The sequence below is a fragment of the Sphingopyxis sp. genome, from assembly GCF_050725615.1.
In the GTDB taxonomy this organism is placed as follows: domain Bacteria; phylum Pseudomonadota; class Alphaproteobacteria; order Sphingomonadales; family Sphingomonadaceae; genus Sphingopyxis.
Window position 1 is genome coordinate 1 of the sequence record NZ_JBOHHU010000117.1, and the last position, 11,523, is coordinate 11,523.

The window sequence follows — 11,523 nt, forward strand, 5'->3', positions numbered from 1 at the left end:
CTCCTTTGCCGCTGCCGCCGGCGCGACGGCGAGCGCGGCAGCGCCGATGATCGACCAGATGCCGTGCCCGTATCGCATACTCAGAACTCCGTGGTGACCGAGGTGTACCAGTAGCGCCCATAGGGGCTGTAGAGCGACCCCAGATAGCCTTCCGACGACAGCGGCGGTTTCTTGTCGGCGATGTTGCGCACCCCGACCCGCCAGCGCATGTCGCCGCCGAGGCCGGCCGCGTCGCGGATGCGGACCTGGGCATAAAGGTTGGCGGTGAACTGCGACTTCACCCGCCACGGATTGCCCGCCGTATCGACGAACCCGGTCTCGTCGACCGCGCCGGTATAGCGTCCGAAGGCGCCGATCTGAAACTGCCCGAGCGACCAGGTCAGCGAGGCGGTGCCGCGCCATTTCGGCCGGCCGTTGGCCTCGATCAGATTCTGCGTTTCGGGCAGCGGCGTCGCGGCGTTGATGTCGCCATCGGCGCGCGCCGCGACCAGCATGTCGACCGCATCGCCCGGCGCGCGCGCGAATTTGAGCAGCCGGGTCGCGTTGACCGCGAGGTCGAACTTACCGATCCCGGTCTTGGGCGATTGCCAATAGAAAGCGAAGTCGAGCCCGCGCACCGTCTGCGGCAACAGGTTGACGAACTGGTCGCGCACCGTGGTGATGCGACCGACCGGGGTGATGCCCGTGCCCGCAAAGGCCGCGATATCGTCGGCGTTCGCCGCGTCGCGGATGACATTGGGGTTCGACGACCCCTGCAGTCGCAGCAGATAGTCGAGCGCGACCGCCGTATCGTTGCCGAGGATGCCGACGATGCCCTTTTGCCGGATCGACCAATAATCGACGGTGAAGGTCACCCGCCCGAGATCGCCCGACAAAAAGGCGGGCTCGAACACCGCGCCCAGATTATAGTTGGTCGACTTTTCGGGCTTGAGGTCGGGGTTGCCCGACACGCGGCGCGAATAGCCGACATTGTTGCCGCAGGCGGTGAAATTGGTGATCCGCCCGGCGCGCAGGTCGACTTCGCAGCGCAGGAAATCCTGGCTGGTCGCGAGCCGGGCATATTCGACGGCATTGACCTGTTCGAGGTTCGGCGCGCGGAAACCCTGCGAAAAGGAGCCGCGGAAGCGCAAACCATCGAAGACGTCCCAGGCCGCCGCGATCTTCGGCCGCGCGACGCTGCCGAAATCGCTATAATGTTCGTAGCGCCCGGCGAGCTGGACGTCGAAGCGGCGGACGAGCGGGATGTTCATATCCTCCGACACCAAAGGCACCGCAAGCTCGGCATAGGCGGCGGCGACGGTGCGCTTGCCATAGGCGTCGGGGTTGTCGCTGACCGCCGCAGCGTCGCTGATCGTCACCGCGCCGGTGACCGCATCGACGAAGGGGCTCGATCCGTCGACGGAGGAATCGCGGTCGTCGCGCTGCGTCTCGCGCCGCACCTCGGCGCCGAAGGCCATGCCGACATCGCCGCCGGGCAGCGCGAACAGATCGGCGCGCGAGGCGCGGAAGTCGCCCATGGTCAGCGTCGTTTTCGACCGGCGCCGGAACTGGAAGGTGATCGCATCGAGCGCCGCCTGCGCGCTGGGGGTGCAATCGCCGAAGCTCAACGTGTCGATGCAGCCGCCGTTGAACGGATTATAGGCGTCGGGAGTCGCGAGCGCGAGGCTCTTCTGCAGCGCCGAGCTGCGCACCGCGAGGCTGCTGTCGACCGCCGAGGCCTCCGAATAGACGAAGGCGCTGTCCCATTTGAAACCCGCCGTCTCGCCGCGCACGCCGATCAGGCCGCGAAGCTGCTCGCCCTTGACCTTCACCGTCTGCGGCCCGGTATCGACAAAGCGATAGGTGGTGAGCAGCACCGGCAGTCCCTCGGCCGGGACATTGGTCAGCCCCGGCAGGCGGTTCGGGCTGCCGACCGCACCGAAGGGATTGTAATAGTTGCTCGCCGGAATCCATATCTGGTTGAGGTTGATCACCGGCGGCTGGATGCGGAGCGTGTCCGACCGGTAATAGCCGAACTCGCCGAACAGGGTCAGCGTGTCGGTCAGGTCGTAATGGCCATTGGCGAAGGCGTTGTAACGCTTCACAGCCGGCATCACCGTGGTGCCGACGGCGGTGTCGTAGCGCAGGTCGCGGAACGCATTGTTCGTCGCGAGCGCCGTGTTCACCAGGCAGAGGTCGGCGGTCAGCGCCTGCGTGCAACCGCCGAGCCGCGTCGGGCGGACGGTGAAGGCGCCAGCGGCGGTGGTGAGGTTGGTCGTGCCGCGTCGCGGGCGGCCGCCGGTGACCGGCACCATCAGCGCCGGCCACGCGCCGCGCGTCGCGCGCCCGTCGGGGGTCGTCGATCCGGCGAAATCGGGAAATTCGGCAAACAGCGGCCGCAGGTTGGCCGACGCAGTGAAATCCTGATCCTCGGCGCGCAGCGCCGCGCGGTCGGTATATTCGAGCGACACGGTGATATTGCCGCGCTCGAAATTCTTGCCGGCCAGGATATTGCCCTGAAATTCGGTGAGATGCGTGCCCTCGGCGCCGCCATATTGGGCCTGCAGCCGGAGGCCGTCATAATTGTCCTTGAGCACGGTGTTGACGAAGCCCGCGACCGCGTCCGACCCATAAAGCGCCGCCGCGCCGTCGAGCAGCACTTCGAGCCGCTGGAGCCCCGTGGTCGGGATCGCGTTCGAATTATAGCTGAGCACGGGCACCGTACCGGTGTCCGACAGCCCCTGGCTCGCCGGGTGGGTGACGATGCGCCGGCCGTTGAGGAGTACCAGCGTGTTGCCGACGCCGAGCGAGCGCAGGTTGACCGACCCGACGTCGCCGCGCGCCGCGTTGCTGGTTTGCGCATTGTTGCCGGGGTTGAAGCTGACGTCGCCCATTTGCGGGATGTTGCGGATGAGTTCGTCGCCGCTGACCGCACCGATGGCGTCGAGCCGGTCCTGGTTGACGACGACCACCGGCAGCGCCTCGGTGACGCGCGCGCCTTCGATGCGTGTGCCGACGACGACGATCTCGGGCTGCGCCGCCGCGTCGCCGTCCTGCGCGCTTTCGGTGTCGGTCGTAGCGGGCTGGCCGTCCTGGGCCCGGGCGGGCGCGCCGGCGAACAGGCAGATCGCCGTGCTCGCGAGCAATATGGCCGAATGCGAACCCTTCATTGTCACTCTCCCCTTTTTCATTTTTTCGCGAGACTTCGGGTCTCAATCCATGTCCTGTTCGATCGGCGGCGCGGCGATTTCGGCGGCGGGGGCGCCGTCGAGCGCGCGGCGCAACTGGTCGCGGTCGAGCGCCTTGTCCCAGCGCGCGACGACGATCGTCGCGACGGCATTGCCGATGAAATTGGTGAGGCTGCGGCATTCCGACATGAAACGGTCGATGCCGAGGATCAGCGCCATGCCCGCGACCGGCACTGACGGCACGATCGACAGCGTCGCGGCGAGCGTGATGAACCCGGCGCCGGTGACCCCCGCCGCGCCCTTCGAGCTGATCATCGCGACGAGCAGCAGCGCAACCTGGTCGCCGAGCGACAGGTCGACGTTGCACGCCTGCGCGATGAACAGCGCGGCGAGCGTCATATAGATGTTGGTGCCGTCGAGATTGAACGAATAGCCGGTCGGCACGACGAGCCCGACGACGGGCTTGGCGCAGCCCGCCCGCTCCATCTTCTCCATCAGGCTGGGCAGCGCGCTTTCGGACGAGGAGGTGCCGAGGACGAGCAGCAATTCGGCCTTGAGATAGCGGATGAGCTTGAAGATCGAAAAGCCCGACAGTCGCGCGACAAGTCCTAGCACGCCGACGACGAAGATCAGCGAGGTCAGATAGAAGGTCGCCACCAGCCCCGCGAGATTGGCGAGCGATTCGATGCCATATTTGCCGATCGTGAACGCCATCGCACCGAATGCCCCGACCGGCGCCGCGCGCATCAGAATGCCGACCAGTTTGAACACGACCAGCCCGATCTTTTCGAGCATGTCGCGCACCGGCGCGGCGGGCGCGCCGACCATCGACAGCGCGATGCCGAACAGGATCGACACCAGCAGCACCTGCAACAGCGAATCGCCGGCGAGCGCCGACACCAATGTCGTCGGAATGATCGCCATCAGGAAATCGACGATGCTGCTGTGCTGCGCCTTGTCGACATAGGTCTTGACCGCGCCGGTATCGAGCGTGGCGGGATCGACGTTCATTCCCGCCCCCGGCTGGATCGTGTTGGCGACGATCAGCCCGACGATCAGCGCCAGCGTCGAGAAGAACAGGAAATAGGCGAAAGCCTTGCCCGCGACGCGGCCGACCGATTTGAGTTCGGTCATGCCCGCGATGCCGGTGACGAGGGTCAGGAAGATCACCGGCGCGATGATCATCTTCACCAGCTTGATGAAGGCGTCGCCGAGCGGCTTCAGCGCCTCGCCGGTGGTGGGCCAGAAATGCCCGATGAGCGCGCCGAGAAAAATGGCGGCGAGGACCTGAACATAGAGCTGGCGGTAGAGCGGCTTGCGCCCCGCGACCGCCGGTCCGGACTGGTCGATTGTAATGACAGCCACGCGTGCATCCTCCCGAGCGCGGCCTTTCGCCGCTGCTTCTGCAAAATTATGGCCGGCGCCATTGCCGGTCCAAGACTTTCGGAAATAGACTCAAATATCTGATAAAATGTGATTTATTTCTCGTCATTGTCGGCGTATCGGAAATTTATGTGCGAATTTCCGCTTACTTTGATCCAAATAGTGCGATAATCCGCACAAATGGCCGAGGCAAGCTCATCCGATGATTCGCGTTTTGCCGGCCTGGGCCGGCGGCTGGTCTGGGCGACGCTGCTCGCCTTGCTCCTGCTCGCGCTGATCGCTGTGGCGGCGTTCGGCTGGGCGCGCGATCATGCCCGCGCCGAGTCGGATATCGCCGCCGGGCAGCAGGCGCGCAGCGCCGCGAGCCGGCTGGCGGGCGAGCTCCAGAAGTTCCGGCTGCTCCCGCTCGTCCTGACCGAATATCCCGAAGCGCACAGGGTCCTTGCCGGAGGCGACGCGGCGGCGGTGCGGCGGATGAACAGCAAGCTCGAGCTGCTCGCCGAGCGCACCGATGCCGCCGTCATTTACCTGATCGGGCGCGACGGGGTGACGATCGCCGCCAGCAACTGGCGCCGACCGCAGAGCTTTGTCGGCCAGAATTATGCCTTTCGCCCCTATTTTCGCGATGCGATGGCCAAGGGCGGCGCCGAGCTGTTCGCGCTCGGCACCGTCAGCGGCCGCCCCGGCCTCTATATCGCGCGCCGGGTCGAGGAGGATGGCCGCACCCTGGGCGTGATCGTCGTCAAGGTCGAGTTCGACCGGCTGGAGGCCGAATGGACGCGGCAGCCGCTGACCACCTTCGTCACCGACGATCATGGCGTGGTGATCATCACCAGCCGACCCGACTGGCGGTTCCGGACGCTGGCGCCGCTCGACGAAAAGACGCGCGCCGCGATCCGCGCGGCCTTGCAGTTCGGCAATCTGCCGCTAACGGCCCTGCCCCCGACGCGCGACGGCGCGACCTGGACCGGCGGCGATATCCGGTATCGCGAGGCGGCGGTGGCGGTGCCGATGCCCGGCGCGCGGCTGCACGCCTTTCAGCCGCTCGCGCCCGCCGAAGCCAGCGCGAACGCCACCGCCCGCACCGCCATCCTCATCGCCTTCATCCTCCTCGCTGCCCTGCTGATCTGGGTGTTTCGCGCGCGTGAGAAGCGGCGCCTGCAGGAAGAGGCGCGCCACATGCTCGAAATCGAGGTCGCCGCGCGCACCGCCGACCTCGTCGACGCCAACCGGCGCTTCCGGTCGGCGCGCGAGGAACTGGCGCAGGCGAGCCGCCTCGGATCGATCGGCCAGATCACCGCCGGCGTCGCGCACGAGATCAACCAGCCGGTCGCCGCAATCCGCGGCTTCGCCGAAAATGCCGAGACCTTCCTCGATCGCGACGACCCGGCAAAGGCGCGCGAAAATCTGGGCATCATCGTGTCGCTGACCGAGCGCATCGGCGCGATCATTTCCGAACTGCGGACCTTCGCCCGGCGCAGCACCCCGAGGACCGGGCCGGTCGAGATCGGCCCGGTCATCGACGGCGCGCTGCTGCTCGTCGGCGACCGCATTCGCGAAAAGGACGTGACGATCGAGCGGATCGGCGCCGAACACGGCCTCTGCTGCGTCGCCGACCGCGTCCGGCTCGAACAGATTCTCGTCAACCTGCTCCAGAACGCGCTCGACGCGCTCGACGGCCGACCCGATCCGCACGTCCGGATCGAAACCCTGGCGGGCGACCTGATCGCCATATCGGTCGCCGACAACGGACCCGGCATCGCCCCCGACCTCACCGACAATCTGTTCACGCCTTTTGTGACCGGCAAGCCCGAAGGGCTGGGACTGGGGCTCGGCATCGCGCGCGACATCGCCCGCGAATTCGGCGGCGCGCTCGTCGCGACGACGTCGCCGATCGGCGGCGCCGCGTTCCAGCTGACGGTGCCCCGCGCATGACCGATTTCGTGACCGACCAGCATATCCTGTTCGTCGACGACGACGACGCCCTGCGCGCCGCCAATGTCCAGTCGCTCGAACTGGCCGATATCGCGGTGCGTGCCTTTGCCGGAGCCGAGGCCGCGCTCGCCGAAATCGACGCGCAGTTCAGCGGCGCCGTCGTCACCGATATCCGCATGCCGCGCCTCGACGGGCTCGAGTTTTTTGCGCGCATCCGCGCGATCGACCCCGAGATTCCGGTCATCCTGATCACCGGCCACGCCGACGTGCCGATGGCGATCGGCGCGCTCAAGGCCGGCGCCTTCGACTTTCTCGCCAAGCCCTATGCGACCGACCATCTGGTCGCGGCGGTGCGCAAGGCGCTCGAAACGCGGCGACTCGTCCTCGACAACCGGATGCTCCGCGCCGCCGCCGAAGCCGGCGGGGACAGCCCGTTGATCGGCGACAGCGCGATCATGGCGCAGCTGCGCGCGACGATCGACCAGGTCGCGCGCGCCGATATCGACGTGCTGGTCGAGGGCGAGACGGGGACGGGCAAGGAGCTTGCCGCACTGCTCCTCCATCGCCGCGGCGTGCGGGCCGGCCGGCCGTTCGTGGCGGTCGATTGCGGCGCGCTGCCCGACCAGCTCGCCGAAGTCGAACTGTTCGGACATGAGGCCGCCGCCGCCGGCTATGGTCCGCTTGCCCGCGAAGGACGGATCGAACAGAGCCATCGCGGCACGCTGTTTCTCGACGGCATCGACAATATGCCGCTCGCGGTTCAGTCGCGGCTGCTCCGCGTGATCGAGGAGCGCAAGATCGTGCCGATCGGCGCGACCGAGCCGCGCGGTGTTGATCTGCGCATCATCGCCTCGACGACGCGCGACCTGCAACAGGCGGTCGGGGCGGGCACATTTCGCGAGGATCTCTTTTACCGCCTCAACGTCATCCGGCTGCGGATGCCGCCGCTGCGCGAACGGCGTTCCGATATTCCCGCGCTCTTCGCCGCCTTCCTCGAGGAAGCCGCGAGCAAGATCGGCACGCAGGATTTCACGCTGAGCGATGTCGCGCGCCGCCACCTGATCGAACATGACTGGCCCGGCAATGTGCGCGAGCTGCGCAATTTCGTGTACAGCGAGGTGCTGGGGGTCGGGACGTCGGACCGCGAGGCCGGGCCGCCGCCGCCCGCGCTGCCGCAACGCGTCGCGCAGTTCGAGGCGCAGGCGATCCGCGATGCGCTGGCAGGCGCCAACGGCGATATCGCGGCGGCGCTGGCGTATCTCGGCATCCCGCGCAAGACGCTGTACGACAAGATCGCGCGCCACGGCATCACGCCCAAAAGCTATCGGACCTGACGGGCGCGCGCGCTTCGGAAGCGCCGCTCAGGGGTCTACCAGCGCGGCACGGCCATGATCACTCCGGCGGCTGGACGGTGCCGGCGACCGTCGCAATCACGGGCTGGCTTTCGAGCGTGCGATGGACGGGGCATTTGGCCGCCACATCGAGCAGGCGGGCCCGCTGTTCCTCGCTGAGCTGCTCGCCCTCGATCAGGACGATCTTGTCGAAGATATCGGTACTGCCGGGTCGGCCTTCGACCTCGCCCTTGCGATGGGTGACGGTGACCGACACATGATCGAGCGGCCAGTTTTTCTGACGCGCGAACCAACGGACCGTCATCGCGGTGCATTCGCCCAGCGCCGCGACGAGCAGCTGATAAGGGTTGGGGCCGATATCCGCCCCGCCCGAGGCCGCCGGTTCGTCGCCCGTCAGGCTGTGACGCCCGGTCACGATCCGGACGGCGAAATCGCTGCCGTCCCTTTCGGATATGAAGGCGGTGACTGGCTCGCTCAATTCCCTGTCTCCCCGATGAAAGGCCAGAGGGCCCCATGCCGGAAGTTCGCGCGCCCGGTCAACGCCCCTCCTCCGCGAGGCGCGTATCGATCGCGAGCCCCGACTTGATCGCCAGCGTCACCGGCGTGCGCTCGGCGACGTCGGCGAGCTTGGCCCGTTGCGTCGCGTCGAGCGCCCCGCGGACATGCAGCGTCCGTTCGATATGATCGCCCTCGTCACCGCGGAGCAGGACAAGGTCGACATCGAGCGCATCGAGCGGCCAGCCCTTGCGCTCGGCATAGATTTTGAGCGTCGCGGCCGTGCAGGCCCCGAGCCCCGACAGCAGCAGGTCGAACGGGGCGGGGCCGGCGCCGCCGCCGCCCAGCTTGACGGGTTCGTCGGCGGTGAGCCGATGCGGTCCCGCCTCGATCGCGACGGCATAGGGCACCGCGCCGATCGCCGCCCGGACGCGGCTCAGCCGAAATGTCGTCATGGCCGGCTCCGCGCCCGGGGGCAACGGTTCGTCGGGCAGCGGGATGAACTCGTCATGGTCGGCGTCGGGCAGCTTCATGCGCCCCGCCTTCCAGTCGGCCGCCGCCTGGGCGAGCCGGTCCTGCGACGACGAGACGAAGTTCCAATAGAGAAAGCGTTCCCCGACCGGTGCGCCGCCGAGCAGCATGACGGTCGATGCCGCGATCGCGCGAAAGCGCGAAGCCCCGGCGCCGAGGATCAGCATCTTGCCCGCCTCATGGACGGCGCCGTCGAGCTCGATCGCGCCGCTCGCGATATAGACGGCGCGTTCGGCATGATCGCCGGGAATCTCCGCGACCGCGCCCGCATCCATGTCGAGGTGCGCGTAAAAGAGCGGCGAATGGGTGCGCGCCGCAGCGGTCAGCCCATAGGCGCTGCCCGCGATCAGATGGCCGCGCACACCGTCCTCGGTCCAGTGCGGCAGATCGCCGCCCGCATGGTGCGAAAAGCTGGGGGCCTCTTCCTCATCGGCGGCCGGCAGCGCGACCCAGGCCTGGATGCCGTGAAGATGATCGCCCACCGCGCGCGCCTTTTCGAAACGCTCGCTGTGGGTGATGCCGCTGCCCGCCGTCATCCAGTTGACCTCCTGCGGCCGGATCGCCTGCTCCGATCCGACGCTGTCGCGATGCATGATCTCGCCGGAGAAGAGATAGGTGACGGTCGACAGGCCGACATGGGGATGTGGGCGCACGTCGAGGTCGCCACCCGCGCCGGGCGCGACGTCGAGCGGGCCCATATGGTCGAAGAAGATGAAGGGCCCCACCATCCGCCGTTTGGCGAAAGGCAGCACGCGTCCCACCTCGAGGCCGCCGCCCAGGCTGCGGCGGCGCTGTTCGATTATCATGTCGATCATGGTCTGCCTCCTGCGACGTTCATTCAGCCGTCGACGATGTCGGAATATTCGGGGTGCGCGGCATAGAAGCGGGCCATGAAACTGCATTTCAGCACCGCCTTGCGCCCGCTCGCCCGGATCGCGTCGAACACCCCGCGCGCGAGGCGCGAGCCGACGCCCTGCCCCGAATATTCATAGGGCACCTCGGTATGGATCAACACGACCCGCCCATCCTCGATCCGGTAATAGGCCGCGGCGACCGCGTCGTCGTCGAGGCCCAGCTCGAAACGATGCTGCGCCGGATTGTCGATCACCTCGGTCGCCATCGCGATCGCCCGCTTCAGCCTTGCGCGGCTTCGATGATCAGCGCGGCGACCGCGTCGGGCTGCGACGCCAGCGACGCATGACTCGCCGGCAAGCGGATGATCTTCCTGGGGTTCATGCGGCCCGACATCATCTCCTGATTGGCCGGCGCGATCATGCGATCCTGCTCGGAAATCTGATACCAGCACGGCTTGCTCTTCCATGCCGGCTGCGAGATCGTGTCGCCAAAGGTCGCGCCGAGCGGGGCCTTTTGGGTGACGGCCATCACCAGCGCCGCATCGTCGGACAGGTCCTGGCAGAAGTTCGCATGATATTGATCCTGCGCAATCCACAGATACCCGTCGCTGTCGGGCGCGATGGCGGCGGCGCCCGCCGGCGGATTCGCCTGGGTGATGCCGCCCGGGCTCTCGCCCGCGTCGGGTGCGAAAGCGGCGATATAGACCAGGCCGACGACATCGGGGTGGGTCCCGGCCTCGGTGATCACCGCGCCGCCATAGCTGTGCCCGACCAGCAGCACGGGGCCGCCGGCCTGAGCGATCATCTTGCGCGTGCGCTCCACATCGTCGGCCAGCGAGGTCAGCGGCATTTCGACCGCGTTCAGCTTGCTATGGCCGGCCTTGTGAAGCAACGGAATGACGCTGGCCCAATGCGCCGCGCCGCCCCAGAAACCATGAACGAGAATGATCGTCGGTCCATCGGTCATCATCTGTCTCCTGCCCTCACTGAAACGGATCAAATCCTATGAGGAAACAGCATCATAGGGCAAGCCTAATCGCCCTTGCAGCGAGCGGCCCGCGCCGCCGGATCGTCGCGGGCCGCCGCTCGCTTCAACCGCGCTGCGAGTCGAGCATCTCATGCTCGATCGCGACCTGCTGCGCCTTGGCGTGGCTTTCGATGAGCAGCTGATAGGGCGGGAAGATCTTCGTATAGACCTGCGCCCATTCGGCGGCGTCGTCGCGGTGCCAGGTGCGCTGCAGTTCGGAGGCGACGGCGGCGGTGTCCATCGGCACGACGCCGGCCTGGACGACGCGCGCAAGGGTGATCTCCTGCGCCATCTTCGAATAGGTGCCCGACGCATCGACGACCGCGAACACCTTATAGCCTTCCTGGACCGCGCTGATCGACGGGAAGGCCATGCAGACGCTGGTGATCGTGCCCGCGATGATCAGCGTCTTGCGGCCGGTGGCGCGGACCGCCGCGACGAAGTCGGGATTGTCCCACGCATTGATCTCGCCCCGGCGCGCGACATATTGGGCATGCGGCGCATTTTCGTGGATCTCGGGGATCAGCGGACCGTTGGGGCCCTGCGGCACCGACGCGGTGGTGATCACCGGCATATTGGTGAGCGTCGCCATTCTCGCGAGCGCGGCGGCGTGGTTGCGCAGCACCGGCATCGGCATGTCGGCGACGGTCTGGAACAGGCCGCTCTGATGGTCGATCAGCAGCATCGCCGAATCGTCGGGGTCGATCACCGGGCGCTGGCCGTCGAAGTTTGCGGGGGCCGTCATGTCATGCTTCCTTTCACAGTGGTGTGTGTTGGGG

The 11,523-nt window shown here is 67.2% G+C and carries 9 protein-coding genes and 1 pseudogene; 2 read left to right on the top strand and 8 right to left on the bottom strand.

The genetic code is table 11. The features are described from left to right. Positions 1 to 80 precede the first annotated feature (80 nt). Both ACREB7_RS19175 and ACREB7_RS19180 read right to left on the bottom strand, forming a co-directional pair. On the bottom strand, positions 81 to 3,149 hold the full coding sequence (locus tag ACREB7_RS19175) for a TonB-dependent receptor plug domain-containing protein (protein WP_431593869.1): 3,069 nt from the start codon (positions 3,147 to 3,149) through the stop codon (positions 81 to 83). 42 nt (positions 3,150 to 3,191) lie between these two features. Beyond that, positions 3,192 to 4,523 (bottom strand): dicarboxylate/amino acid:cation symporter, encoded by a 1,332-nt coding sequence (locus tag ACREB7_RS19180; RefSeq protein ID WP_431593876.1) that lies wholly within the window; start codon positions 4,521 to 4,523, stop codon positions 3,192 to 3,194. 207 nt (positions 4,524 to 4,730) lie between these two features. Between ACREB7_RS19180 and ACREB7_RS19185 the strand changes: the two genes are divergently transcribed. Both ACREB7_RS19185 and ACREB7_RS19190 read left to right on the top strand, forming a co-directional pair. Next, complete coding sequence (locus ACREB7_RS19185; RefSeq protein WP_431593870.1) at positions 4,731 to 6,485, top strand: sensor histidine kinase; 1,755 nt, start codon at positions 4,731 to 4,733, stop codon at positions 6,483 to 6,485. Then, positions 6,482 to 7,819, top strand: coding sequence for a sigma-54-dependent transcriptional regulator (locus ACREB7_RS19190; RefSeq protein ID WP_431593871.1), 1,338 nt, complete (start codon positions 6,482 to 6,484; stop codon positions 7,817 to 7,819). The genes ACREB7_RS19185 and ACREB7_RS19190 overlap by 4 nt, the downstream gene beginning before the upstream one ends. 58 nt (positions 7,820 to 7,877) lie before the next feature. Here ACREB7_RS19190 and ACREB7_RS19195 read toward each other — a convergent pair whose 3' ends face one another. The 6 genes and pseudogenes from ACREB7_RS19195 to ACREB7_RS19220 all read right to left on the bottom strand — a co-directional run bounded on the left by ACREB7_RS19195 (position 7,878) and on the right by ACREB7_RS19220 (position 11,489). Further along, positions 7,878 to 8,315 carry an OsmC family protein gene (locus tag ACREB7_RS19195; protein ID WP_431593872.1) on the bottom strand — a complete coding sequence of 146 codons (438 nt, stop codon included), beginning with the start codon at positions 8,313 to 8,315 and terminating at the stop codon, positions 7,878 to 7,880. A 58-nt stretch (positions 8,316 to 8,373) separates the two neighbouring features. Next, a complete protein-coding gene (locus ACREB7_RS19200) occupies positions 8,374 to 8,787 on the bottom strand; it encodes an OsmC family protein (RefSeq protein ID WP_431593877.1) in 414 nt (137 codons plus the stop codon). A 6-nt stretch (positions 8,788 to 8,793) separates the two neighbouring features. Then, positions 8,794 to 9,678 (bottom strand): annotated as a pseudogene (locus tag ACREB7_RS19205) (pirin family protein); the annotation flags it as partial. A 23-nt stretch (positions 9,679 to 9,701) separates the two neighbouring features. Further along, positions 9,702 to 9,983, bottom strand: a complete 282-nt coding sequence (locus ACREB7_RS19210; RefSeq protein ID WP_431593873.1) for a GNAT family N-acetyltransferase — start codon at positions 9,981 to 9,983, stop codon at positions 9,702 to 9,704. A gap of 14 nt (positions 9,984 to 9,997) precedes the next feature. Then, entirely contained in the window at positions 9,998 to 10,684 is a 687-nt protein-coding gene (locus tag ACREB7_RS19215) for an alpha/beta fold hydrolase (RefSeq protein WP_431593874.1), read from the bottom strand. 124 nt (positions 10,685 to 10,808) lie between these two features. After that, a complete protein-coding gene (locus ACREB7_RS19220; RefSeq protein WP_431593875.1) occupies positions 10,809 to 11,489 on the bottom strand; it encodes a hydrolase in 681 nt (226 codons plus the stop codon). Between the last annotated feature and the right edge of the window lie 34 nt (positions 11,490 to 11,523).